At 71.3% G+C, this 24,920-nt stretch carries 24 protein-coding genes; 9 read left to right on the top strand and 15 right to left on the bottom strand.

What is annotated here, in order from left to right:
- Positions 1-60 precede the first annotated feature (60 nt).
- Positions 61-915, bottom strand: coding sequence for a universal stress protein (locus AB0K21_RS34835; protein ID WP_343980840.1), 855 nt, complete (start codon positions 913-915; stop codon positions 61-63).
- A 281-nt stretch (positions 916-1,196) separates the two neighbouring features.
- On the opposite strand from AB0K21_RS34835, the gene AB0K21_RS34830 reads away from it, so the two are divergent.
- From AB0K21_RS34830 to AB0K21_RS34810, 5 genes are read left to right on the top strand one after another with little or no spacing between them, the layout of a single operon-like run.
- Entirely contained in the window at positions 1,197-2,270 is a 1,074-nt protein-coding gene (locus tag AB0K21_RS34830; RefSeq protein ID WP_343980843.1) for a 4Fe-4S dicluster domain-containing protein, read from the top strand.
- Positions 2,258-3,076 carry an FAD/NAD(P)-binding protein gene (locus AB0K21_RS34825; protein ID WP_343980846.1) on the top strand — a complete coding sequence of 273 codons (819 nt, stop codon included), beginning with the start codon at positions 2,258-2,260 and terminating at the stop codon, positions 3,074-3,076. The genes AB0K21_RS34830 and AB0K21_RS34825 overlap by 13 nt, the downstream gene beginning before the upstream one ends.
- Positions 3,076-3,873 (top strand): oxidoreductase, encoded by a 798-nt coding sequence (locus AB0K21_RS34820; RefSeq protein ID WP_343980849.1) that lies wholly within the window; start codon positions 3,076-3,078, stop codon positions 3,871-3,873. Before AB0K21_RS34825 ends, AB0K21_RS34820 begins: the two co-directional genes overlap by 1 nt.
- Positions 3,863-5,149 carry a nickel-dependent hydrogenase large subunit gene (locus tag AB0K21_RS34815; protein WP_343980851.1) on the top strand — a complete coding sequence of 429 codons (1,287 nt, stop codon included), beginning with the start codon at positions 3,863-3,865 and terminating at the stop codon, positions 5,147-5,149. Before AB0K21_RS34820 ends, AB0K21_RS34815 begins: the two co-directional genes overlap by 11 nt.
- Positions 5,150-5,173: 24 nt before the next feature.
- Complete coding sequence (locus AB0K21_RS34810) at positions 5,174-5,662, top strand: hydrogenase maturation protease (protein WP_343980855.1); 489 nt, start codon at positions 5,174-5,176, stop codon at positions 5,660-5,662.
- Between the two features lie 47 nt (positions 5,663-5,709).
- On the opposite strand, the gene AB0K21_RS34805 is transcribed toward AB0K21_RS34810, so the two are convergent.
- From AB0K21_RS34805 to AB0K21_RS34780, 6 genes are all read right to left on the bottom strand, one after another.
- The gene (locus tag AB0K21_RS34805) at positions 5,710-6,498 is read right to left on the bottom strand and encodes a sulfite exporter TauE/SafE family protein (protein ID WP_364155890.1); all 789 of its coding nucleotides are present in this window, start codon (positions 6,496-6,498) and stop codon (positions 5,710-5,712) included.
- A complete protein-coding gene (locus AB0K21_RS34800; RefSeq protein WP_343970208.1) occupies positions 6,495-7,103 on the bottom strand; it encodes a rhodanese-like domain-containing protein in 609 nt (202 codons plus the stop codon). Before AB0K21_RS34800 ends, AB0K21_RS34805 begins: the two co-directional genes overlap by 4 nt.
- Positions 7,100-8,494 carry an MBL fold metallo-hydrolase gene (locus tag AB0K21_RS34795; protein WP_364155888.1) on the bottom strand — a complete coding sequence of 465 codons (1,395 nt, stop codon included), beginning with the start codon at positions 8,492-8,494 and terminating at the stop codon, positions 7,100-7,102. The genes AB0K21_RS34800 and AB0K21_RS34795 overlap by 4 nt, the downstream gene beginning before the upstream one ends.
- Positions 8,495-8,757: 263 nt before the next feature.
- Positions 8,758-9,027 carry a metal-sensitive transcriptional regulator gene (locus AB0K21_RS34790; protein ID WP_030914234.1) on the bottom strand — a complete coding sequence of 90 codons (270 nt, stop codon included), beginning with the start codon at positions 9,025-9,027 and terminating at the stop codon, positions 8,758-8,760.
- Between the two features lie 60 nt (positions 9,028-9,087).
- Positions 9,088-10,407: a phosphoribosyltransferase gene (locus tag AB0K21_RS34785; protein ID WP_343966218.1), complete on the bottom strand. Its 1,320-nt coding sequence runs from the start codon at positions 10,405-10,407 to the stop codon at positions 9,088-9,090.
- Positions 10,408-10,727: 320 nt separating this feature from the next.
- A complete protein-coding gene (locus AB0K21_RS34780; protein WP_343966216.1) occupies positions 10,728-11,117 on the bottom strand; it encodes a hypothetical protein in 390 nt (129 codons plus the stop codon).
- 187 nt (positions 11,118-11,304) lie between these two features.
- On the opposite strand from AB0K21_RS34780, the gene AB0K21_RS34775 reads away from it, so the two are divergent.
- On the top strand, positions 11,305-11,745 hold the full coding sequence (locus tag AB0K21_RS34775; protein ID WP_343966213.1) for a pyridoxamine 5'-phosphate oxidase family protein: 441 nt from the start codon (positions 11,305-11,307) through the stop codon (positions 11,743-11,745).
- Here the strand turns inward: AB0K21_RS34775 and AB0K21_RS34770 are convergent.
- From AB0K21_RS34770 to AB0K21_RS34745, 6 genes are all read right to left on the bottom strand, one after another.
- The gene (locus AB0K21_RS34770) at positions 11,742-13,442 is read right to left on the bottom strand and encodes a GAF domain-containing protein (protein ID WP_343966210.1); all 1,701 of its coding nucleotides are present in this window, start codon (positions 13,440-13,442) and stop codon (positions 11,742-11,744) included. The genes AB0K21_RS34775 and AB0K21_RS34770 overlap by 4 nt on opposite strands.
- Before the next feature lie 69 nt (positions 13,443-13,511).
- Positions 13,512-14,066, bottom strand: coding sequence for a hypothetical protein (locus AB0K21_RS34765; protein ID WP_343966208.1), 555 nt, complete (start codon positions 14,064-14,066; stop codon positions 13,512-13,514).
- Positions 14,067-14,238: 172 nt separating this feature from the next.
- Positions 14,239-15,090 carry a universal stress protein gene (locus tag AB0K21_RS34760; protein ID WP_343966206.1) on the bottom strand — a complete coding sequence of 284 codons (852 nt, stop codon included), beginning with the start codon at positions 15,088-15,090 and terminating at the stop codon, positions 14,239-14,241.
- Between the two features lie 183 nt (positions 15,091-15,273).
- Positions 15,274-16,311, bottom strand: a complete 1,038-nt coding sequence (locus AB0K21_RS34755; RefSeq protein ID WP_343966204.1) for a zinc-dependent alcohol dehydrogenase family protein — start codon at positions 16,309-16,311, stop codon at positions 15,274-15,276.
- Positions 16,312-16,370: 59 nt separating this feature from the next.
- Positions 16,371-17,237, bottom strand: a complete 867-nt coding sequence (locus tag AB0K21_RS34750; RefSeq protein WP_364155884.1) for a universal stress protein — start codon at positions 17,235-17,237, stop codon at positions 16,371-16,373.
- A 76-nt stretch (positions 17,238-17,313) separates the two neighbouring features.
- Complete coding sequence (locus tag AB0K21_RS34745) at positions 17,314-18,201, bottom strand: universal stress protein (protein ID WP_343966200.1); 888 nt, start codon at positions 18,199-18,201, stop codon at positions 17,314-17,316.
- A gap of 295 nt (positions 18,202-18,496) precedes the next feature.
- Here AB0K21_RS34745 and AB0K21_RS34740 point away from each other — a divergent pair, with 295 nt between their 5' ends.
- A complete protein-coding gene (locus AB0K21_RS34740; protein WP_343966198.1) occupies positions 18,497-20,599 on the top strand; it encodes a glycoside hydrolase family 65 protein in 2,103 nt (700 codons plus the stop codon).
- A gap of 108 nt (positions 20,600-20,707) precedes the next feature.
- On the top strand, positions 20,708-21,349 hold the full coding sequence (locus tag AB0K21_RS34735; protein ID WP_343966196.1) for a response regulator transcription factor: 642 nt from the start codon (positions 20,708-20,710) through the stop codon (positions 21,347-21,349).
- Positions 21,350-21,361: 12 nt separating this feature from the next.
- Here AB0K21_RS34735 and AB0K21_RS34730 read toward each other — a convergent pair whose 3' ends face one another.
- The gene (locus tag AB0K21_RS34730) at positions 21,362-23,062 is read right to left on the bottom strand and encodes a GAF domain-containing sensor histidine kinase (RefSeq protein WP_343966194.1); all 1,701 of its coding nucleotides are present in this window, start codon (positions 23,060-23,062) and stop codon (positions 21,362-21,364) included.
- A gap of 139 nt (positions 23,063-23,201) precedes the next feature.
- Here AB0K21_RS34730 and AB0K21_RS34725 point away from each other — a divergent pair, with 139 nt between their 5' ends.
- Complete coding sequence (locus tag AB0K21_RS34725; protein ID WP_343966192.1) at positions 23,202-24,077, top strand: universal stress protein; 876 nt, start codon at positions 23,202-23,204, stop codon at positions 24,075-24,077.
- A 190-nt stretch (positions 24,078-24,267) separates the two neighbouring features.
- Here the strand turns inward: AB0K21_RS34725 and AB0K21_RS34720 are convergent, their stop codons facing one another.
- Entirely contained in the window at positions 24,268-24,816 is a 549-nt protein-coding gene (locus AB0K21_RS34720) for a dihydrofolate reductase family protein (RefSeq protein WP_343966190.1), read from the bottom strand.
- Between the last annotated feature and the right edge of the window lie 104 nt (positions 24,817-24,920).

Raw genomic sequence — 24,920 nt, 5'->3', positions numbered from 1 at the left:
CCCAGCCTCCTGACGAGCCGTGCCGGGATCAGGACCTTCGGCCGCCTGGCAGGGCGACGATCACGATCCGACCACCGCCACCGGGCAGTGCGCGTGGTGCAGCACGCCGTGACTGATCGACCCCAGCAGGGCCGAGCCGAATCTGCCCATTCCCCGCGTGCCGACGACGACGAGGTCCGCGGCGGCCGAGGCTTCGCAGATGGCGGCGGCCGGGTGCCGGCACACCACTGTCTGCTCCACCTCGACCAGCGGGTACCTCTCCCGCCAGGGCGTGAGCGCGCCGGCGGCGATGCTCCGCGCACCGGCGAAGATGTCCTCGACCAGCGGCGCGTACGCGATGGCACCGGGCCCCATGACGGGCACCTGCCAGGCGTGGATCGCCCGTAGCCGGGCGCCGCGCCGGACGGCCTCGGCGAAGGCGTACCCCAGTGCCGCCGTCGAGTGGGCAGAGCCGTCGAAACCGACGACGACCTGGCCGCGGGCCGGCTCCCACGCCCCCCTGACGATGACGATCGGCGCGGCCACGTGCCCGGCCAGGGACAGGGAGACCGACCCGAGCAGCAGCCCGGTGAACCCACCCAGCCCTCGGCTGCCCACCACGATCTGCTCGGCGCCCTCGGCCTCGCGCCGAAGGATCTCCGTCACCCGGCCCTCCCGCAGCACGCTCTCCACCTCCAGGTGGGGTGTGCGCCCACGCACCACGGCGACCGCGCTCTCCAGCACCCCCCGGCAGTGCTCGGCCACGGAATCCCGGAAGCCGGGCGGGGTCTGCAGCGGGATGTCGTAGGTCCACGGTTCGCACACGTACACGATCCGCAGCGCGCACCCGCGCCGTACCGCGTCATCGGCGGCCCAGGCGACCGCGCCCTCCCCGTGGGCCGAGCCGTCCGTACCCACCACCACCTGCGCCGTCATGTCGCCCCCCTCGGACTCCCCCTCCATCCGACCGCGTGGCGGCGTTCGCCGTAGCGGACCAATGCCCCTTTCACCAGGGACTTCCGCCCCCTGTCGCGGGCCGTTGCCCGCGGAATGGGTATTGTCGGTCATAGCAGACCGTGCAGTCTCCCCGGCCCGGCCGGCAAGATCGAAAGATCTTTCCGGACCGGCGTCCTCATCGTATGACGATCCCCCCAAGGTATGGATTTCCGTACCGTCAGCGTGTTGCCAAGGAATCAGGGGCAGAAGGGGGACGGCCCGTGAACGCCGTTGTGATGGAATCGCTGGAACCACTCGTCGCTGGACTGCGATCCGAAGGTTTCACCGTCGTCGGGCCGACGGTCCGGGACGGCGCCATCCGGTTCGCCGAACTCTCCCATTCCGCGCAACTGCCTGCGGGGCGGGGCGACGATCAACAGCCTGGGCACTACCGGCTGACCGAGCGTGATGACGAACTGGTGTTCGGTTTCGCCGCCAGTCCCGACTCCGCCAAGCGTTACACCCAGCCGCCCCGCCAAGCGCTGTTCCGGATGCGCGAGGCGGAGGTGGAGGAGACCCGGAGCCAAGCGCCCCGCATCGCGCTGCTGGGGGTGCGCGCCTGCGACCTGGCCGCGATCGCCGTACAGGATCGGGTGTTCCTCGGCGGCAGGCATCCCGATCCGGCCTACCGCGAGCGGCGCGAGGCGCTGTTCCTCATCGCGGTGAACTGCGCGGTGCCCGGGGGCACCTGCTTCTGCGTCTCCATGGGCACAGGACCGAAGGCCACCGCCGGGTTCGATCTGGCGCTCACCGAACTGAGCGCCCCGCACCGGTTCCTGGTCGAGACGGGAAGCGAGCGGGGCGCGGAGGTCGTCGCGCCGCTCCCGCACCGGCCCGCCGGCGACGACGACGTCACGGCCGCCGAGGAGGTCTCCCGCGTCGCCGCCACCCGGATGGGCCGCCAGGTGGACACCGACAACATCCAGGAGCGCCTGGCCGCGGCGCACGACTCGCCGCGCTGGACCGAGGTCGCCTCCCGCTGCCTGGCCTGCACCAACTGCACGATGGTCTGCCCCACCTGCTTCTGCACCACGGTTGAGGACGCCACCGACTTCAGCGGCGGGGAGGCGGAGCGGACGGAGGTGTGGGACTCCTGCTTCACGCTGGACTTCTCCGAGGTCGCCGGCTCTCCCGTACGCGGTTCGGGATCCGCCCGCTACCGGCAGTGGCTGACGCACAAGTTCTCCACCTGGTTCGACCAGTTCGGCATGTCCGGCTGCGTGGGCTGCGGCAGGTGCATCACCTGGTGCCCGACCGGCATCGACGTCACCGAGGAGCTCGGATGCATCCTATGACGCCGGCGCCCTACCGGGTGCGCTCGCGCCGCCCGGACCGGGCCGACACGGTGACCTTGACCCTCGGGCCGCTGGAGGGCCCCTGCCCGCCGTTCCTGCCGGGCCAGTTCACGATGATCTACGCCCCCGGTGTCGGGGAGATCCCGGTCTCGATCAGCGGCCGGGCCCGCGCGGGCGGGTACCTGCAGACGATCCGCGCGGTGGGCGCGGTCAGCGGGGCACTGTGCCGGACCAGACCCGGCGATGTCGTGGGCGTTCGCGGGCCGTACGGCACGGCCTGGGACGTGCCGGCCGCGGCGGGACTGGACGTGGTCGTCGCCGCGGGCGGCCTCGGGCTGGCCGCGCTGCGGCCGGTCGTCCGCGAGCTGGTCGCCCACGGCTCCCGGTACGGCCGGATCAGCGTGATCGTCGGCACCCACACGCCGGCGACCCTGATCTACCCCGCCGAGCTGGCCCGCTGGCGCGAGGCCTGCGGCATCGACGTCCAGGTGACCGTGGATCACCCCGACCGCGCCTGGAAGGGGCCGGTGGGGCTGGTCACCCGGCTGATCGACCAGATCGTCTTCGATCCCCGCCGCACCTTCGCCTTCGTCTGCGGCCCGGAGGCCATGATGCGGGCGACCGCGGCCAGGCTGGTACGGCGGGGCGTCCCGGCGCGGCGGGTGGCCCTGTCGGTGGAGCGCAACATGAAGTGCGGCGTCGGCCGCTGCGGCCACTGCCAGCTCGGCCCGCTGCTGACCTGCCTCGACGGCCCGGTGCTGAGCTACGAGCGGGCGGCCGGGCTGCTGGCCGTGGAGGAACTGTGATGGCCGGCCCCGCGGCCACGCGCCGGCGTCCACGGCTGGCGGTGTGGAAGTTCGCCTCCTGCGACGGTTGCCAGCTCACCGTGCTGGACTGCGAGGACGAGCTGCTGTCGATCGCCGCCGAGGTGGACATCGCCTACTTCCTGGAGGCCTCCAGCGCGACCGGGCGCGGCCCCTACGACCTGTCACTGGTCGAGGGGTCGATCACCACTCCGGCCGACCTGCGGCGGATCCGGCACGTGCGCCGCGTGTCGAAGCGCCTGGTGACGATCGGCGCCTGCGCGACCGCGGGCGGCATCCAGGCGCTACGCGACTTCGCCGACGTACGCGAGTTCGCCTCGATCGTCTACGCCCGTCCCGACTACATCGCCACACTGGAGCGTTCCACTCCGATCTCCGCCCACGTACCGGTGGACTTCGAGCTGCGCGGGTGCCCCATCGACGGCCGACAGCTGCTGGAGGTCGTCTCGGCCTTCCTGGCCGGACGGCGCCCCTGTGTACCGGCCCACAGCGTCTGCGTGGAATGCAAGGCCCGGGGCAACGTCTGCGTCATGGTGGCCCACGGCACCCCCTGCCTGGGCCCGGTCACCCAGGCCGGCTGCGGAGCGCTCTGCCCGGCGTTCAACCGGGGCTGCTACGGCTGCTTCGGCCCGATGGAGAGCCCCAACACCCGGGCGCTCAACGCGCAACTACGCGAGCTCGGCATGAGCACCCCCGAACTGGTGCGCGTCTACCGGACGTTCAACGCCACCGAGGAACCCTTCCGCCAGGCGTCCGAGGAGGCCGGAGATGACGCATAGGTCGATCAGGATCGGTGCCCTGACCCGCGTGGAGGGCGAGGGATCCCTGCTGGTGCGCGCCCGCGACGGCCGCGTCACCGACGTGGAACTGAACATCTACGAGCCGCCGCGCTTCTTCGAGGCGCTGCTGCGTGGCAGGGCCCACACCGAGCCGCCCGACATCACCGCCCGTATCTGCGGGATCTGCCCGGTGGCCTACCAGATGAGCGCCTGCCAGGCGATCGAGTCCGCCTGCGGGGCGGAGGTGACCGGGCCGCTCCGGGACCTGCGGCTGCTGCTGTACTACGGCGAGTGGATCGAGTCGCACGCCCTGCACATCCACCTGCTGCACGCCCCCGACTTCCTGGGCTACGACAGCGGCGTGGCCATGGCGGCCGACCACCGTCCCGTCCTGGAACGGGGACTGGCGCTGAAGAAGGCGGGCAACGAGCTGGTGGCGGCCCTCGGCGGGCGGGCGATCCACCCGGTCAACGTGCGGGTGGGCGGCTTCTACCGGGTGCCCGCCCGCACCGAGCTCGCACCGGTCGCCGAACGGCTGCGCCACGCCCGCGACCAGGCGCTGGCGACGGTGGAGTGGGTGGCCGGGTTCGACTTCCCCGACGTGGAGCACGACTACCGGTTTCTCGCGCTGAGCCATCCCGCCGAGTACGCCATCCTGTCCGGCTCGATCTCGGTCAGCGACGGCACCGCCTTCGCCGCGTCCGACTGGCCCGCCCACGTCGTGGAGGAGCAGGTGCCGTGCTCCACCGCCCTGCACGCCCGGCTCGACGGATCCACCGGCTATCTGGTGGGGGCTCTGGCGCGCTACGCCCTGAACGCGCACCTGCTGTCACCGCTGGCCCGGTCGGCGGCCTCGGACGCCGGACTCGGCCCCGTCTGCCGCAACCCGTTCCGCAGCATCGTGGTCCGGGCCGTGGAGATCCTGCACGCCTGCGACGAGGCGTTGCGGATCATCGAGAACTACACCGAGCCGGACGCGCCCTCGGTTCCGGTCGACCCCCGTCCCGGAGTCGGCCACGGCGTCTCCGAGGCCCCGCGCGGCACGCTCTACCACCGCTACCGGATCGACGACGCGGGGCTGATCGCCGAGGCCGACATCGTGCCACCGACCTCGCAGAACCAGGCCCGCATCGAGATGGACCTGCGCCACCTCGTCGAGCCCCGCCTCGACCTGCCGCAGGTGGAGCTGGCGGCGCTGTGCGAGCGGACGGTACGCAACCACGACCCGTGCATCTCCTGCTCGGCCCATTTCCTGGACCTGCGGCTGGACCGCTGAGGCCGGTTTCCGACAGGGGGATTCATGCACGAGCAGATCGTCATCGGAATCGGCAACGAGTTGCGGGGCGACGACGCCGCCGGGCTGGAGGTGGCCCGGCTGTTGCGCGGCGTGCTTCCGCCCGAGATTCCCGTGGTCGAGAACGGAGGTGATCCGGCCGAGCTGATCGAGGCGTGGACGGGTGCGGGCCTGGCGATCGTGATCGACACGGTGCTCTCCGGCGCGCCCCCGGGTACGGTGCGCCGGAGCACCGTCCTCGGCCCGGCCGCCTCCTCTCGGGATGCCCACCGGACGCCTCCCGCCCTCGGGCACGGCAGTTCCCATGCCCTGGGCGTCGCCGACGCCGTCGCGCTCGGCCGGACTCTCCGCCGCCTGCCCCGCGAGCTCGCGCTCTACACCGTCGAGGGCGCCGATTTCGGGCTCGGGGCCCCGGTCACCCCGGCGGTGAGACAGGCCATCGGGAAGCTCGCCGAGACCGTGGCCGGCCTTGTCGGCCCGGAGCGGGCGCGGTAGCGCCGGAGAACCGGGGAATTCCCCGGCGACGCGACGGCCGAGAGGAGTCACGCCCAGCCGACCGGCGCCACGAGGTCGAGCACTCCCCGGGCCAGGACGAGGGCGGCCACGACGAGGACGAGGTAGGCGAACCAGCGGCGCAGGCGCTCGGCGTCCAGGTGGCGGCCCAGGCGGGCGGCGGCCAGCGATCCGGCCACCGCGGCCGTCGTGAAGGCCCCGATGACCGTGTAGTCCAGGCCGGCGCCATCGGCGTGGGCGACGAACCCGGCCGCCGAGTTGACCACCACGATGAGCAGCGAGGTGCCGACCGCGGCCGTCATCGGCAACCCCAGCGCCAGCACCAGGGCCGGGATGATGAGGAACCCGCCGCCGACGCCGAACAGGCCGGTCAGCGCGCCCACGGCCGCGCCGGCGGCGACGGACCTGGGCAGGCAGCTGCGCCAGTTCACCCCGCCGCCGGGCAGTGCGCAGGCCCCGCCGGCCGGGGCGTCGCCGGCCAGCATCCGCCGGCCGGCCACCGCCATGAGCGCGGCGAACCCGATCAGGATCGCCTGCGGGGGCAGCATCCGGTTGATCGCGGCGCCTCCGAACGCGGCCAGGGCCCCGGCGCCGCCGAACACCGCGGCGATGCGCCAGCGCACCTGTCCGGCCCGGATGCGAGGCAGCACGGCGGTGGCCGAGGAGACGCCCACCACCAGCAGCGAGGCCGGCACCGCCGAGGCCGGCGGCAGGCCCGCCCCGTACACCAGGGCGGGCAGCGCCAGGATCGACCCGCCGCCCCCCAGCAACCCGAGCAGGACGCCGATCATCGCGCCCAGGCCGAGCGCCGCCGTCAAGAGGTCGCCTCCCGTTGCGCCAACCGGCCCAGCACCGCCTCCAGGCTGGGCCGGCGGGGACCTCGGTTGTAGGGGAGTTTGGCCAGCAGCATGCCCATCGCGCAGGTGTTGGAGAGCGCGGCGAAGGTCAGCCCGCCGCCGATCGCGGCGGCGAGCCATTTGGCCGGGGGGAACAGCGTGCTGGCCAGGATCGAGGTCAGCACCAGGGATCCGGCCACCAGACGCACCTGGCGTTCCAGCTCCCAGCGGGCCCGGCCGGTACGGAGCGGCGCGCCGGTCCCCTGCCAGGCGAGGATGCCCCCTTCCAGGAGGCGCGGGGCCGCCTGTCCAGCTCCGGACAGGGCCGCCGCGGCCTGCGCGGCGCGTTGCCCGGAGCGGCAGACGAGCACCACCTGCTCCCACCGGGGGCCCTCCAGGTGGGCGCGCAGCCGTGCACGGTGCTCGCGCAGCAGATCCAGTGGCACGTTGACCGAGCCGGGGATGTGGGCGGTCTCGAACTCACCGGGGGTGCGCACGTCGATCAGCCGGGGCGCGGGTCCGGAGTCCATCAGGTTGCGCAGGGCGGCCACATCCAGCGTGGCGGGCCTGTCGGGGTGAATGGTCATGAGGTCTCCTCGATGGTCAGGCCGCTTTCGGCCGCTTGGGCGTAGTCGTCATCGATGTGTACGACCCGGCGGCCGGCGCGGGTCAGCAGGCTGCTCGCGGCGGCGGCCCGGTAGCCGGAGCCGCAGTGCACCCACACCGTCCCGTCCGGGATCTCGGCCAGGCGGTGCGGTAGTTCGGGCAGCGGGAGGTGCGTCGCGCCGTCGATGTGCCCGGCGCGCCATTCGTTGCGCAGCCGCACATCCAGCACGACGTCGGGGGCGGGCAGATCGCGCACGTCACGGCCGTCGCGCACGGCGGCCAGTTCGGCGAACGTGGCGACGGTCAGCTCACCCAGCCTGGCGCCGTCGCCGTCGGCCCACTGCTCGGGGGTACCGGTCGCGGCGGCGGCCGGACGGTCGATGCCGATGCGCGCCAGCTCGCGCTGGGCGGCGGCCACCTGCTCCGCTGATTCGCCCAGCAGCGTGATGGGCGCCCCCCAGGGGGCCATCCAGCCCAGCCAGGTCGACATCGGGCCGTCCAGGCCGAAGCTCAGCGTTCCGGCCAGGTGCCGCCGGGTGAACGCCTTGCGCGAGCGCAGGTCCACCACCCACTCACCGGCGTCGATACGCGCGCGCAGCCCGGCGGCGTCGGCCCGCCTCGCCGGGGTCAGATCGACCAGGTCCGCGCCGGCGGTGTTCCTGGCGCCCATGTGGGCGTAGTAGGCGGGGTAGGCGTCCAGCCCGGCGAGGGTCTGGGTGACGAAGTCGTCGGCCTCCAGCCGCAGCGCCGGGTTGGCGCCGCGCTCGTGTCCCATCGTCGAGGATGCGGCGTCGGTCTGGGTGGCCGAGCAGAAGCTGCCGAATCCGTGGGTGGGCCAGACCTGCGTACCGTCGGGCAGCAGGTCGGCCAGCCGTCGCACCGAGGCGTGCTGGTGCCGGGCCAGGGCGTGGGCGTGCCGGGCGCCGAGCAGGTCGGTGCGGCCGGTGGTGCCGAACAGCAGCGACCCGCCGGTGAACACTCCCATCGGCCCGCCGGGACCGCCGAGCACGTAGGACAGGTGGTGGAAGGTGTGCCCGGGGGTGGCCACCGCGGAAAGGCGCATCGACGGTGACAGCGCCATCTCGTCGCCGTCGCTCACGGGCACCCGGTCGAAGGCGACCTCGTCGGCCGCCGCCACCAGGTAGGCCGCGCCCGTCAGTCTGGCCAGGGCCAGCCCGCCGGAGACGTAGTCGTTGTGCAGGTGGGTCTCGGCCACGTGGGTGACGCGCACGCCCAGCCGACCGGCCAGGGCCAGGATCCGGTCGATGTCCCGTTGCGGGTCGACCACCAGCGCCACCCGCCCGTCGTGGGCCAGGTAGCTGCGGTCCCCCAGCGAGGAGGTCTCCACCACCACTGTCTCGATCGTCGTCATCGTCGCCTCTCACTTCGTCGTTGTTGTCTTAGCCAGCAGGTGAGGACCGGCCAGGCCCGGTTTTCACGCCGGTCGGCGAACTCTCGCCGGATGGGTGTCCGGCGTCGCCGCGGCGCCCCGCCCGAGGCTCCGTCACGGAGGGCGTTCAGGCCACTTCGGTGCGAATATACCCCGGGGGGTATCTTTTGGACAGAAAGGCGCCACGCCTCCCACCGCCCCGCCCGCCGCGCGACGGGCGGGGCGATGGTGTCACGACGCCGGTGTCACGACAGGGCCAGGAACAGTTTCTCCAGCCGCTCCTGGCTGATCGGCGGCTGCTCGCCGCGCTCACGCGCCATCTGGCACTGCTGCATGCCCGTCGATATGATCTTGAATCCGGCTCGGTCCAGCGCCTTGGAGACCGCCGCCAGCTGGGTCAGCACCCGCTCGCAGTCGTCCCCGTTCTCGATCATCGCGATCACTCCGCCCAACTGCCCCTGGGCCCGCTTGAGTCGTGTCAGCGCGTCCGACAGGACCGTCGCGTCCATCTCCATCCCGCCCCACCTCCGCTCCCAATATACCCCGGGGGGTACATGGGTGCGGTGTGAGAGACCTCACGCCGGCGGTCCGAGGTGACCGGTGAACCAGTCGCGGGCGAGGGCGGCGACGTTTTCGAGTGCCCCCGGCTCTTCGAACAGGTGGGTGGCGCCGGGGACGACCTGGAGCAGGCTCTCGCAGCGCAGCCGTTCCTGCGCGGCCCGGTTGAGGTCGAGCACCACCCCGTCGGCACCTCCCACGATCAGCAGGGTCGCCGCCCGCACCTCGGGCAGCCGCGGCCCGGCCAGATCGGGCCGCCCGCCCCTGGAGACGACGGCGGTGACCTCGGAGCCCGGCTCCGCCGCCGCCCACAGCGCGGCCGCCGCTCCGGTGCTCGCCCCGAAGTAGCCGACGGGGAGGCCCGCCGCCCAGGGTTGATCGCCCAGCCAGCCGGTCACCCGGACGAGCCTTTCTGCCAGCAGCCCGATGTCGAACACGTTGCCTCTGTCGGCCCCCTCATCCAGGGTGAGCAGGTCGAACAGGAGCGTCCCCAGACCGGCGCCGTTGAGCACGCCGGCCACGTACCGGTTACGCGGGCTGTGCCGGCTGCTGCCGCTGCCGTGCACGAACACCACCACTCCCCCGGCGCCGGGCGGGACGACGAGCTGGCCCGGCAACTCGACCTGCCCGGCGTCCACCAGGACCTCCTCGTCGCGGCCCGGCGGATCGGAGGCCGCGTTCCCGCCGCGTTCCCCTGCCGCTGGCGCGGCCCTTCGGAGCAGCTCGGCCACCTGCTCATCGGTGGTCTGGGAAAAATTGACGTACCAGACGCCGACCGCCAGCAGGCGTTCCGGTGTCCGCAGGCAGACCACCTCGTCGGCGACCTCGCGCAGGCTCGCGATCGTCTCCGGTGACCCCACCGGCACCGCCAGCACCACCCGTGAGGCACCCCGCGCCCGGGCGACCTGGCAGGCGACACGCGCCGTCCCCCCGGTGGCGACCCCGTCGTCCACCACGATCGCCGTACGGCCCGTCAGGTCCACCGGAGCGCGGTCGCCGCGCAGTTGGCGCGCACGGCGCAGGACCTCGGCCCGCTCATACTCCTCCACCTCGGCCGTCTCCGCATAGGTGAGCTCCGTGAGCAGCACGATGTCGTGGTTGATGACGCGGACCCCGCCCTCCCCCACGGCGCCGAACCCGAGTTCCGGCTGGAACGGCACCCCGAGCTTGCGGACCACGATCACGTCCAATGGCGCGTCAAGGGCCTGGGCCACCTCGAACGCCACCGGCACGCCGCCCCTGGGCAGCCCCAGAACGACCACTTCCTCATCGGCACCGACAGACCCGCGTAACCGCTCGGCCAGCCGCAGGCCCGCATCCTGACGATCGGCGAACACCGCGTCCCCCCTTCCGACGCCCCGCACACCTCCGCTTGCCGGCGGGACCTCGAGATCACGCCGCGACCGGAAACGGCGCCCGGCTCCGCCGGGCGACCGGCCGCTCATCGGCCACCGCGGCCCCCTCGCGGCCGGCGGCGGGAATCTCGCCCCTCGGCCCCACCGTCAGCCGCCGGCATGTCCCGGCGGGCAGGGCCGAAGATCCCGGCTCGCAGCCTCATATAGGAGAACAACCGGCCGGGCGGACCCATTTCACGAGCACCGGCCCGCTTCCCGACGGCTGTCGGAACACCGCTTCCCCGGCGACTCACCGGGGAGGCTCAGGACAAGACGGCGCCCTCGCGCTCTTCGAGCACCCGGCCGTTCTCATCCACGATCTGGTACTCGAGCTGGCGGCAGCCGATGCCCACCTTGCCAAAGGCGGCGATCAGAGCCCTCAGACGGCCCTCCGCCTCGGCGACCGTCGCTGTGGTGAGGGAACCGGACAGCAGATAGTAGGGCTCCTGATCACGGTCGTTTCCGGAGGGGAGGTGGACCCCGGGCTGGGCGTAGAGCGAGATGCTCTCGCTGTCGTAGTCGATTTCCCAGCCGAAGAAGTGGAGCGCGACGCGGACCGGGCCACCCGCCCAGACCTCCAGGACACGCGCCATGGTCATGTGGTCGTCACCGTCAAGAACCCCGGCGTACTCGACGTACTCGATGTCCGCCATGGCCACGATCATCACATGGTGAGCGGCCCGCCCACAAAGCGGGGCGTCAGCGGGAACCCGGAGACGGGGGCACCGAGGCGGTAACGGCGTTGAACACGTACCACGGGCCCTCCGAAGGCCGAACACCGCCAATGACGGGACTTTAGCCCCTAACGTCCCCGGTACGCCGACAGGCAGCCTGAGAGGCATGAAGCTCGACTCGGCAGGCCTTGAAGTGCTTTCCCGGCCGGAGTGCCTCGAACTCCTGGGCTCGGTCTCGATCGGACGGATCGTGTTCACCGACCGTGCCCTTCCGGCCGTGCAGCCGGTCAACTTCGTCCTCGACGACGAGACGGTGGTGATCCGCACCACCATCGGTTCCAAGCTCGCCGCGGCGGCCCGTGACGCGATCGTCGCCTTCGAGGCCGACGATTTCGATCCGTCGGCGCGAACCGGCTGGTCGGTCACCGCGGTGGGGCCCGCGCGAGCCGTGTACGAGTCGCGGGAGATCGAGCGCCTGGCCCGGCTGCCCCTGACCACCTGGGCACCGGCAAGCCGGGACCACTACATCCTGGTGCAGACGGGCCACCTCACCGGCCGCCGGATTTCCCCTAGACCCGTGGACCAGGGCGCCGCGGCGCGCGACTAGAGCGGCACGCTCCAGGTCAGGCTGGTGCCCCCCGTCTCCGGCGAGACGATCTCGAAGAAACCGCCGAGCCGGGTCGCCCGCTCCTGCAGATTGCGCAGGCCGCTGCGCCTGCCGTCGCCGGCCAGCCCGACGCCGTCGTCCCGCACGACGAGGGTGAGCCGGTCGTCCAGCGCCTCGACGGAGACGTCGATCCTCCCGGCCCTGGCGTGCCGTACCGCGTTGGACAGGGCCTCGCGCAGCACCGCCAGCAGGTGGTCGGCGACCTCGGGCGACACGCGGTTGTCGAGCTGCCCGTCCATCCGCAGGCCGGGCATGAAGCCCAGGTGACCACGGGCGCCTTCCAGCATCTCGACGATGCCGGCGCGCAGGCTGGGGGCACCGTCCCCGCCGGGTGTCTGAAGGGCGAAGATGGTGGAGCGGATCTGGCGGATGGTCTCGTCGAGCTCGTCGATGGCGCCCTTCAGGCGGCCGGAGGCCTCCGGTCTCTCGACCAGCCGGACCGTGCTCATCAGTGTCATGGCGACGGCGAACAGCCGCTGGATGACCACGTCGTGCAGGTCCTTGGCGATGCGGTCGCGGTCTTCGAGCAGGCCCAGCCGTTCGGCGTCCTTGCGGCTCTCGGCCAGTTCCAGGGCCACCGCCGCCTGGGCGGCGAAGGCGTGCAGGGTACGCAGCTCCGACTGGACGAACGGGGTGCGGCCCGAGCGCTTGCCGAGTGACAGCACACCGCGCGCGACACCTGCCGCACCCAGCGGGACGGCCCCCACCGGGCCCATCGGCAGATGATCGGAGAACACGTTCCGCAGTTCGCCGGCCTCGTCCGGATCGTTGACCATGAGGGGCTCGCCGTCGGCGAAGGACCGTCCCGCCAGGGAGCCGGCGACCTGGATCTCCACCTGCTCCAGTTGCCCGGCGTTCTCGCCGTCGGCGATCGCCACCCGCAGCAGCTGCCCGCCCGCCTCCGGCAGCAGGATCGCCACGACGTCCGCGCCGGTCATCTGACGGGCGCGCCTGGCCATCAGGGTGAGGACCTCCTGGGGGTCCGCGCCGGACAGCAGACTGGTGGTGATCTCCGAGGACGCGGCCAGCCACGTCTCCCTGCGGCGGGTCTCCTCGAACAGGCGGGCGTTCTCGATCGCCACGCCGGCCGCGGTGGCCAGCGCGACGACGATCGCCTGGTCCTCCTCGTCGAACTCGCCGCCACCGCGCTTCTCGGTGAGGTAGAGGTTGCCGAACACCTCGTCGCGCACCCGGACCGGCACCCCGAGGAAGGAGCCCATGGGGGGATGGCCCGGAGGAAAGCCGTAGGACTCGGGATGGTCGGAGATGCGCGTCAGGCGCAGCGGTCGCGGCTCCTTGATCAGCAAACCGAGCAGGCCGAGGCCGTGCGGCCAGTGCTCGATCCTGGCGATCTCCTCCTCGCTGAGCCCGACCGGGATGAACTGCACCAGCGTGTTCTCCTGGCCGACCACGCCCATCGCGCCGAAACTGGCGTCCACCAGCCTGGTCGCGGTCTCGACGATGCGGCGCAGCACCGTCTCCAGGTCGAGGTCGCTGCCGACCGCCACGACCGCCTCGAGCAGGGCGTGTACGCGGTCGCGGGTGGCGAGTACCGCTTCGAGCCGGAGCTGTAGCTCCGACAGCAGTTCGTCCAGCCGCATGTTCGGAAGCAGGGGATGGGAGTCGGTGTCTGCCATGTTCGGGAGTCTCGCACCAAGACGGCAAAACGCCCACCCCGATCATGGGGTGGGCGTCTTGGGGCCCGGTCAGCGCAGGAAGGGGTAGTTCCGCACCAGGGAGGTGCTGCTCCACCACCTGCCGATGCCGAGGGTGTCACCGGCGCCCGCCATCGCCAGTCCGGCGAGCACGACGATGTAGACGATGTGGTCGTCCATGAACGGGTTGGTGGCCAGGGGCAGCTCGGCGGCCCACATCAGGATCAGCATCAGGCTCCCGGCGACGGCGGCGATCCGCATGCCGGCCCCCAGGATGAGGGCGACGCCGACCCCGAGCAGGCCGAGCATGAACAGCCAGTCGACCCAGACCTGCCCGGCCAGGCTGGAGAAGAGGCCGCCGAGGGCGTTCTCACCGGTGCCCTTGAGGAACCCGGTCGTTGGACTGCCCCCGGCGATCCAGGCGCGGTCGGCGGGGGTGGCGAATCCCCAGCCGAAGGTCTTGTCGAGGAACGCCCACAGGAAGATCCATCCGATCGAGATGCGCGCGATCGCCCAGACGTAGTCGACCGGACGCGTCGCCGCCGAAGGGGTGACGTTCGTGGCGGACTGCTTGGAGGGAACGTCCCGACCGTGCCTGGTGGCCATGACGGCCCCTTTCGGTAGTTTTTCGCGGTCTCTGTTGTGTCTTCATCACATCGTTTTTCAGGGTCGCCACGCAGTGCCGTACGGCTCGCTCCCGGACTGCGAAGGTCATCGTGTTCATGGGACCTTCGGCCTCTCACCCCGCGAACCCTGCCAGGACCCCGCCGACCCCCTGCTAGGACCTGACGACGGCGACGGAGCAGCGGGCGTGGTGCAGGACACCGCGGCTGACCGAACCCAGGAACAGCGAGCCGAGGGCACCGCGGCCGTGGGAGCCGACGACGAGCAGGTCGCAGGTATCGGAGGCGTCACTGAGGGCCTCGACCGCGTGGGCGCGGCGCACGTCCTCGATCACCTTCACCTCGGGGTACCTCTCCCGCCACCCGGTGAGCCGGTCCGTCACGAGCTTGTCGTGGGCGGCGCGGAACTCGTCCATGTCATAGACGATCTCCGGGGCGTAGATGTGCACCGGCACCTGCCAGGCGTAGAGGGCGCGCAGGGTGCTGCCGCGCAGCCTGGCCTGCTCGAAGGCGTAGGCGAGGGCGGGCTCGCAGGCCTCGGAGTCGTCGAGGCCGACCGTGATCTCGCCGTGTGTCCCGGTCCGGCCCGGACGGACGACGACGACCGGGCAGTGCACGTGGCCGGCGACGTGGACGCTGACCGAGCCGATCACGGCTCCGGCGAACCCGCCGAGTCCCCTGGTCCCCACGACGAGCTCCGTGGCGTCCTTTCCCTGCTCGCGCAGGACCAGCGCCGGCGATCCATCGATCAGCTTGGTGGTCACCTCGATGCCGGGTTGCCGGGAGCGGGCCGTCTCCTCCGCGGCGGCCAGCACCTTCCGGGAGGACTCGGTCACCGCGTCCTCCCACTCGGGGGCGGGGAACTTGGGGATGTCGTTCGGCCAGCGCTGCACGGCGGTGACGATGCGCAGTGGCAGGCCCGTCCGGGCGGCGTCGTCAGCCGCCCACTCGACGGCGGCGGTCGCGTTACCGGAGCCGTCGGCTCCAACAATGATCAGGTTAGACATCGATCCTCCTTATTCCCATAAGACCTTTGCCAAACCTGCCGATCCCAGGGCCGGAAGTCCCTTTCGGCCCGCGTGGCGGCAGGGCCTTTCGTCACCCCGCGGCGAAACCGGACAGCGCCGCGGCGTCGAGGAGAGGCTGCGGGAAACCCCGTCTCCCGGCGCCGGCGACGTCCGCCGACCGGGTCAGCCGCGGGTGAGCACCACCTTGAGCGCCCCGGTCTCCTGGGGGTGGGAGAACACCTCGTAGGCCTTCTCCATGTCGTGCAGCGCGAAGTGGTGGGTGACGAACCTGCCGCCGTCCAGCAGGCCCGCCCCGAGCATGCTCAGCAGCGTCGGCGTGGAGTAGGTGTCGACCAGGCCGGTGGTGAAGGTGAGGTCGCGTGCCCACAACTCCTCAAGGTGCAGGGTGACGGGCCTGCCGTGCACGCCGACGTTGGCGACGTGGCCGCCCGGCCTGACCAGGCGGGCGCAGAGCTCGAAGGTCTCCGGCACGCCGACGGCCTCGATGGCGACGTCGGCGCCCAGGCCGCCGGTCAGCTCGGCGACCTTCCCGGCGGGATCACCGTCCGCGCCGATCACCACATCCGCCCCGAAGCGGGTGGCCGCCTCCAGCCTGGCCTCGGCCAGGTCGACGGCGATGACGCGGCTGGGGCTGTAGAGGCGGGCGGTGGTGATCGCGGCCAGGCCGATCGGGCCCGCGCCCACGACGACCACGGTGTCGCCGGGGGCGACCCTGCCGTTCAGCACACCGACCTCGTAGGAGGTGGGCAGGATGTCGGCCAGCATGAGCACGGCCTCGTCGCCGATCCCCTCGGGCACGAAATGGGTCGAGGTGTCGGCGAAGGGAACGCGTACGAACTCGGCCTGCGTCCCGTCGATGTGGTGGCCGAGGATCCAGCCGCCGCCGCCCAGGCACTGCCCGTAGGAGCCCGTACGGCAGTAGCGGCACCGCCCGCACGCCGAGACGCACGAGACCAGGACGCGGTCGCCTGGCTTCAGCGCGGCCCCGGCGCCGACCTCGGTGACCGTGCCGACCGCCTCGTGGCCCAGGATCCGGCCCGGCTCGACGGCCGGCACGTCCCCTTTGAGGATGTGCAGGTCGGTGCCGCAGATCGTCACCGCGTCGACGCGGACCACCGCGTCCGTGGGCGTCTGGACGCCCGGCTCGGGGACCTCCTGCCACGATCTCCTGCCGGGGCCCTGATAGACCAGCGCTTTCATGATCCACCCCTTCGCCTCTCGCCGCCGTCAGGCGGATGTGGCCCTCTCCGGCCGTCCGGTCAGGTGTGCCGGGGTGTCGTGACGGCGGGTGTCACGACCAGCGGGCAGACGGCGTGCTGCAGCAGCGAGTGGCTGACCGAGCCCAGCAGCAGTCCCGCGAGGTCCCCGCGACCACGTGATCCCACGACCAGCAGATCGGCCTGTGCCGAGGCGTTCTTCAGCACATCCACCGGATGCCCTTGCTCCATCTGCTCGGTGACCTTGACATCCGGATAGCGCTCTCCCCAGCCGGCCAGCGCCTCGGCCAGCAGCCGCCGTTCCCCCTCGGCCGCCTCCTCGGCGGACGTCGGGGCGAACGGCCTTCCGCCGACGACGGGCTGGTTCCAGGCGTGCACCGCCCGCAGGCCGGCACCGCGCAGGGACGCCTCGGCGAAGGCGAACTCGATGGCGGACGCGCCCGCCACGGAGCCGTCGACTCCGACGACCACCTCACCGCCTGGCCGCGCGGGCGTCCTCCGTATGACGGCGACCGGGCAGGCGGTATGCCCGGCCACGCCCAGCGCGACCGACCCCAGCAGCATGCCGGAGAAACCGTCCCGGCCGTGGCTGCCGACCACCAGGAGGTCGGCGTCCTGCGCGGCCTTGATCAGGACGCCCCTGGGGTCGCCCGGCAGCAGCGACGACTCCACCCCGACCCGGCTGTCCTCCTCGCGGGCCCGGTTCAGCGCGTCCGTCAGCATGGACGTGGCCCCGTCGCGCATCCACCGGCCGACATCGGCGTACGGAGCGTCCTCGGTCATCTCCAACGGCCAGGCCACCATGACGTGCACGACGCGCAGCTCGGTGTCGCGTAGCCCGGCCTCCCGCACGGCCCAGCTCACCGCCTCAAGCGCGGCCTGTGAGCCGTCGACTCCCACCAGGATCATGTTGTTCCCCCTTCGAACCTCCGGCCGCCCCCGCGGCAGAAAGCCGGTGCAGGTCTCCTACCCCCGTGGCCTCCGGTCACCCGGATGAGGCGCGCGGCCCCCGGCCGGTGGACCTGGTCGATCTGACGACCGCGACGGGGCCGCGAGCATGGTGGAGAACCTCGCGGCTGACCGATCCCAGAAGGACCGAGCCGACGGCACCGAGGCCGCGAGAACCCACCACGAGCAGGTCCGCCCGTGCCGAGGCGGCCAGCAGTGTCGGCACCGGGCGCGCACGCGTCACCTCCGAGACGACCTCGACCGCGGGAAACCGCTCCTGCCAGCCGGCGAGCCGCTCCTCGGCCATCCGGCGCTGTGCGTACCGGATCTCTTCGGTGTCTTCGGCCGCCTCCGGCGAGAACGCGTGGGGCATCTGCCAGGCGTAGACCGCGCGCAGCCCGCATCCGCGCAAGGCGGCCTGCTCGAAGGCGAACCCGAGGGCGGGTTCGCACTCGGCGGAACCGTCGACACCCACGACCACCTCGCCGTACGCCTCGGCACGTCCCTGCCTGACGACCACCACCGCACCACGTACGTGGCCCGCCAGCCGGACGGGAACCGAGCCGAGCAACGATCCGGCGAAACCGCCCAGGCCACGGTTGCCGACCACCAGTTCGATCGCCGTTTCCGCCTGCCCGCACAGAACGTCGGACGGCGTCCCCTCGATCAGCTCGGTGGTCACCCGGACATCCGGCCTCCGCTCCGTCGCCGCCTTGGCCGCTTCGGTGAGCACCTGCTCGCCGAAGCACGCCAGCCGGCCGGGCCGGGCCGGCGCGGGAAACTCGACAAGATCGTGCGGCCAGCGGTCCATGGCGTGCACGATCCGCAGGGACACCCCCCGGCGGACGGCGTCGTCGACCGCCCACTCCAGGGCCGCGGTGGCGGCGGCCGAGCCATCCGTTCCGACAGCGATCGATTCGGTCATCACTTCCCCCGCTGCCCATCGGATCGCGGCACCTGCGGTTCTCCCAGGGACGATCGTCCCCGGACGTGGGGACCTTTGTCCCCTTTCGCATGCAATGCCAGACCTTCCGACGAAGGTCCCTGCGCCATAGGGCCGATCAGCCCTAAAACCGCCGTGAACAGTGCCGTACCGTGCAGACGGAAGGGGATACTCATGACTCTCCCGGCAGTCAGGGCAGGCCGCTTCGACTCCGCTCCCATCACCGGCGTCGGCCTCGTCACCGATCTGGCACAACCACAACTTCACGGGAGAAGACGTGAACCCCTGGCTCCTCACCTATGACGGCTTCGACCCCGCCCGGGAGGGGGTGCGAGAGGCGCTGACGACGCTCGGCAACGGCTACTTCGCCACCCGGGGCGCCGCGCCGGAGTCACAGGCCGACGGGGTGCACTATCCCGGCACCTACGTCGCCGGCTGCTACGACCGGCTCGTCTCCCAGGTGGCGGGACACCCGGTGGAGAACGAGGACCTGGTCAACGTGCCGAACTGGCTGTTCCTCACCTTTCGCGCCGAAGGCGGCGACTGGTTCGCTCCCGGCACCGCCGAGATCCTGACCTACCGCCACACGCTCGACATGCGCCAGGGAACTCTCACCCGGTTCCTGCGGATACGCGACCCTCAGGGCCGGGTCACCCGAGTGGAACAGCACCGCCTGGTCTCGATGGACGACCCACACCTGGCCGCCCTCACGATGACGATCGTTCCGGAGAACTGGGACGGAGCGCTGGAGATCCGCTCGGCACTGGACGGGCGCGTCACCAACGCCGGAGTCGCCCGCTACCGCGAGCTGGAGGGCCGGCATCTCGTCCCGATCTGCGGGCACGCCGCCCACGGCGTGATCGAACTGCTGACCCGCACCGCCACCTCCCGCGTGGAGATCGCACTCGCCGCCCGCACCACACTGGCCGGCGGGCGCTGCCGCGCCGACGTCGAGGAGGGCTGGGTCGGCGATGACCGCACCGTCGAGGTGAAAGCCGGTGACGAGGTCACCGTGGAGAAGATCGTGGCCCTCTACACCTCCCGCGACAGGGCGATCTCCGAGAGCGAGGCCGCCGCGAGAAGCGCCGTCGTGCGCGCGGGCGGCTTCGCCACCCTCCTCAAGCGGCACATCCGGGCCTGGGACCGGCTGTGGCGGCGGGCGCACGTCACCGCCCAGGACACCGAGGTGCAGCAGATCCTCAACCTGTACGTCTTCCACCTGCTGCAGACGGCCTCCCCGCACATCGCGGAACTCGACACCGGCCTACCCGCCCGGGGCCTGCACGGCGAGGCCTACCGAGGCCACGTGTTCTGGGACGACCTGTTCGTCATCCCCTTTCTCGCCCCGCGCCTGCCCGAAATCACCCGGGCACTGCTCAGGTACCGGTGGCGCCGCCTGCCCGAGGCACGCTGGGCCGCCCGCGCGGCCGGATACGCCGGAGCGATGTTTCCCTGGCAGAGCGGCAGCGACGGCCGGGAGGAGACACCGCGCCTGCACTTCAACCCCCGTTCCGGCCGCTGGCTCCCCGACCGCTCACACCTGCAGCGCCACGTCGGCCTGGCCGTCGCCTTCAACGTGTGGCAGCACTACCAGGCGACGAAGGACACCGCCTTCCTGGCCGGTTTCGGCGGCGAACTGCTGCTGGAGGTGGCCCGCTTCTTCGCCTCACTCGCGACCTGCGAGAAGGGGCGCTACGCGATCCGCGGCGTGATGGGCCCGGACGAGTATCACGACGGCTACCCCGACCACGCCGAGCCCGGACTGGACAACAACGCCTACACCAACGTCATGACCGCCTGGTTGATGCGCCGGGTCCTGGACATGATCGGCCTGGTCGGCGCCGAGGGGGTCGGCGAACAGGAGATCGAACTGTTCACCGCCATGACCCGGCGGATGCGGGTGGACTTCCACGAAGGGGTGATCAGCCAGTTCGAGGGATACGCGGGCCTGGAGGAGCTGGACTGGGCCGCCTACCGGAAGAAGTACGGAGACATCCGGCGGCTGGACCGCATCCTCGAAGCCGAAGGCGACACGCCGAACCGGTACAAGGCCTCCAAACAGGCCGACGTGCTCATGCTCTTCCACCTGCTCGGCGAGGAAGGGCTCGACGAGATCCTGACCGGCCTTGGCTACGAGTGGAACGCCACGATGGCCAAGGACACCGTGGACTACTACCTGGCCCGCACCTGCCACGGCTCGACGCTGAGCGCCGTCGTCCACGCCGGAGTGCTGGCCCGCCTGCGCCCCGGCGCCTCGCACCCCTTCCTGGTCGAGGCGCTGAACAACGACGTGCGAGATCTCCAGGCGGGAACCACCTCCGAGGGAATCCACCTGGGAGCGATGGCCGGGGTGGCCGGCCTGTTCGAGGCGAAAACCTGATCATCCGCCCTCGCCGCCGGCTCAGCACCGAAGACATCCGCGCTCACCGCACGATGGCGGGGATCCTCGTCCTTACCACCGGCACTCCGGGAAGGATAATCTCAGGACATGATTCGCGTGTTCCTGGTCGACGATCACGAAGTGGTACGGCGCGGCGTGGCCGCACTGCTGGAGTCCGAAGGCGACATCGAGGTGATCGGCGAAGCGGGGACCGCCGAGTCGGCGATAGCCCGCATTCCAGCGCTGCAACCGGACGTCGCGGTTCTGGACGTGCGCCTGCCCGACGGCAACGGGGTGGACGTGTGCCGTGAGGTCCGCTCCAAGATGCCGGGACTGGCCTGCCTGATGCTGACCTCCTTCGCCGACGACGAAGCCCTGTTCAACGCCGTGATGGCGGGCGCCTCCGGCTACGTGCTCAAACAGATCCACGGCTCGGACCTGGTCGGCGCCGTACGCACGGTGGCGGGCGGCGAATCGATGCTGGATCCGCAGACGACCTCCGCCATGCTGGCGCGGCTACGCGAACAGGCCGTCAAGAAAGACCCGCTGGCCGCTCTTTCCGACCAGGAACGCCACATCCTTGAACTGATCGGCGAAGGCCTGACCAACCGGCAGATCGGCGAGCGAATGTACCTCGCCGAGAAAACGGTCAAGAACTACGTCTCCAACCTGCTGTCCAAACTGAACATGCAACGCCGCACCCAGGCCGCCGCCCTGGTGACACGGCTGAAGACCAACCACCCCGAATAAGCGGACCTCCGGCTAGGTGAGGGACGCGCTCCAGATCAGGCGGGTCCCCGCCTCCGGAGAGGACTCGACCGAGAAGGAGCCGCCAAGCCGTTCGGCCCGCTCCTTGAGATTACGCAGCCCACTGCGCCTGCACCCCCCTGGCACCCCGGCCCCGTCGTCCACCACGGTGAGAACGAGCCGATCGCCTTCGATCTCAACGGTCACCTCGGCCCTGGAGGCCCTGGCATGCCGCACGATGTTGGACAGAGCCTCCCGCAGAGCGGCCAGCAGGTGCTCCGCGACCCGCTCCGGCACGCCACTGTCCAGCGGACCCTCCATCATCAGGCCCGGCATGAACCCCAGATGGGCCCGCGCGTCCTCGACCAGTTCCACGATCTGCGCGCGCAGGCCGCGACCGCCTTCCTGAAGGGGGGCCTGCAGGGCGAAGATCGTCGAGCGGATCTGCCGGATGGTCCCGTCCAACTCGTCGATCGCGTTGCGCAACCGCTCGGAGGCCTCGGAGCGCTCCACGAACCGCGCGGTGCCCATCAGCGTCATGGCGACGGCGAACAGCCGTTGAATCACCACGTCGTGCAGATCCTTGGCGATCCGGTCCCGATCCTCCAGCAGGCTCAGCCGCTCGGCGTCCACCCGCCTCTCCGCCAGCTCCAGGGCGACCGCGGCCTGCCCGGCGAAGGAGTGCAGGGTGCGCAACTCCGCCTGGCTGAACGGGACACATCCCGGATGCTTGCCCAGCAGCAGCACACCCCGCACCCCTCCGGCCGCGCCGATCGGCACCGCGGCCACCGTACCCGGCGAGACACGGCCGGCGATCACGGTCAGAATCCCCGCCTCGGCCGAATCGGTGACCATGAGCGGCTCACCACTGGTGAAGGCCAGACCGGCGAGAGAGTCGGCGACAGGGGTCTCCGCATGGGCCGCCTGCTCCCCACCCGGCCCATCGGCGACAACCGCGCGCAGGACCTGCCCGCCCTCCTCGGGCAACAGGACCGTGACGAGATCGGCACCGGCCATCCGCCGCGCTCGCCGGGCGATCAACGTGAGCACCTCTCCCGGCTCCGCCCCCGACAGCAGGCTGGTGGTGACCTCCGCCGAGGCCTGCAGCCACATCTCCCGCCGCCGGCTCTCCTCATACAGCCGGGCGTTCTCGATCGCGACACCGGCGGCGGTGGCCAGCGCGGTCACGATCGCCTCGTCCTCGTCGTCGAACTCTCCTCCCCCACGCTTCTCCGTGAGGTAAAGATTTCCGAAAACCTCCTCACGCACCCGGATCGGCACCCCCAGAAACGACCCCATCGGCGGATGTCCGTGCGGAAAGCCGTGCGACTCCGGATGATCACAGATGCGGGCCAGCCGCAGCGACTGCGGTTGCCTGATCAGCAGGCCGATCAGGCCAAGGCCGTGCGGCCAGTGCTCGATGCCCGCGATCTCCTCCTCGCTCAGCCCCACCGGGACGAACCGAACGAGTGTGTTCTCCTCACCGATCAGCCCCAGGGCGCCGTAGGTGGCGTCGACAAGGGAGATCGCGGTCTCCACGATCCGGCGCAGCACGGTCTCCAGATCAAGCTCACCGCCCACCGAGACGACCGCGTCCAGCAGTGCGTGCACCCGGTCACGGGTGGCGAGCACCGCCTCCAGACGCACCCTCAGCTCCGACAGCAGCTCGTCCAGCCGCATGTGCGGTACCAAGGCGCCGGGTTCGAACTCCCCCATACTGCGAAGTCTCGCACCCCGGCACGGAAGATGCGCTCACTTCAAGATCAAAAAGCGCCGGACCAGCGGAGACGTGGTTACACCGTGGGTACATAGCCTCATACGCGCGCGATCCGGCTTCCGTCCCAAGGTGGTGCTCATGGCAGAACCCATCATCGTCGGCGTCGACGGCTCGGACTCCTCACTCCAGGCCGTGACCTGGGCGGCACGAGAGGCCGCCCTGAGGAACGCGCCCCTGCGCCTCGTACACGTCACCCTCCGCTGGGCCTACGACGTCCCCCTCGTCCCGCAGCCCGCCCACTGGGGACCGGCGGCGGAGTCCACCGCCCGGAGGCTGCTGCGCCACGCCTCCGAACAGGCCCGCGCCGCCGCCCCCACCGTGACGGTCGACACCGAGATCGCCGACGGTGCCACCGCGGAGGCGATCATCGCCGCGGCCGGGACCGCACAGATGATCGTCGTCGGCAGCCGGGGCCGCGGCGGATTCGCCGGGCTGCTGCTGGGCTCGGTCAGCCGCGCTCTCGCCGATCGTTCCCCCCGCCCGGTGGTGGTCGTGGGCGAACCCCGCACCGAGCACGGCACCGAGATCGCCGTCGGCGTCACCGGACGCCCCGGCCAGGAAGGCACCCTGGAGTTCGCCTTCCACGAGGCCACGCTGCACGGCCTCCCCCTGCGGATGGTGCACGCCTGGACCCATCCGGCCGTCCGGGCCCCCGGCGACATGCAGCCGCTCGTCTTCGACCTCGAAGGCGTCGGCCAGGAGGAGGCACGCCTGCTGGCCGAGTCCATCGGCGGCTGGCGGGAGAGGTTCCCCGACGTGCCCGTCGTCGAACAGGTGGTACACGAACATCCGGCCAGGGCGCTCATCGACGCCTCGGCCTCCGCCGAACTGGTCGTCGTGGGCGCCCCCGGGCCGGCGAGGATTCTCGGATCGACGGTGCACGCCCTGCTCCCCCATGCCCACGCGCCCGTGGCCGTCGTCCAGCAGGCGCCCCCGCCCACGCGCCGGGCTTGAGCTCTCGCTTCAGCTTGCTGGTTTTATGAAGCTTTTTCCTGCTTTTAGTCATTAAATCCCAGCCAGCGGCTTTACATTGTAGATTAATAAATATGGCCGTTCCACCCGACGGAGTCGGGTGGAACGGCCACCTGGAACCTCAGGCCACCCGGCCAGGAGAGCAGGGCCGTCTCCCCTGGCCGGGTGTCGCTCAGCCGTCGTTAACCGGCCGGTAGGTGAGGATGACGACTCCCGAGTCGAACGTCGCGGTGTCCGTGAGCTCCAGGGTGGCCTCGGTGCCCTCACGGAACAGGCGCTCCCCCTGGCCACGGACGACCGGGCAGAGCCAGATCCGGTACTCGTCGAGGAGACCGTGCTCCATGAGCGTGTCGGTGAGCCGGCCACAGCCCCAGATCAGGATGTTCCCGCCGAACTGCTCCTTCAGCTTGGCCACCTCGGTGACGAGGTCGTCTCCGTGGATGATCGTCGAGTTGTTCCACCCGGCCTTCTCCAGGGTCGAGGAGACCACGTACTTGGGAATGCTGTTCACCCGGTCGGCGTAGGGGTTGCCGCTCATCGACGGCCAGGCCTGCGCCATGCCGTCGTAGGTGGCCCGTCCGAGCAGGAGGGCCTCGGCGGCGAAGACCAGGCCGAGGGCGTACTCGCCGCTCCCCGCGTTCGCGTACTGCATGGACCACAGGTGGGGGTTGTCGATGAAGCCGTCGAGCGTCGCGTAGGTCGAAGCGATGATCTTACCCATTGGTCTCTCCGTGGTTCCGGCGTTCGGCGAACGCGCTGTTGATTCGAAACGCCCCGCGGCCTTCCGCGGCGCGAGGGATCTCCGACGGCTGTGTGCCGCCTGGT

Origin of the sequence: Streptosporangium sp. NPDC049248, from assembly GCF_040678965.1 — a bacterium.
GTDB classification, from domain to species: Bacteria; Actinomycetota; Actinomycetes; order Streptosporangiales; family Streptosporangiaceae; genus Streptosporangium; species Streptosporangium fukuiense.
The sequence above is the reverse complement of the archived record's forward strand: the minus strand, read 5'-3'. Positions and strand labels throughout refer to the sequence as shown.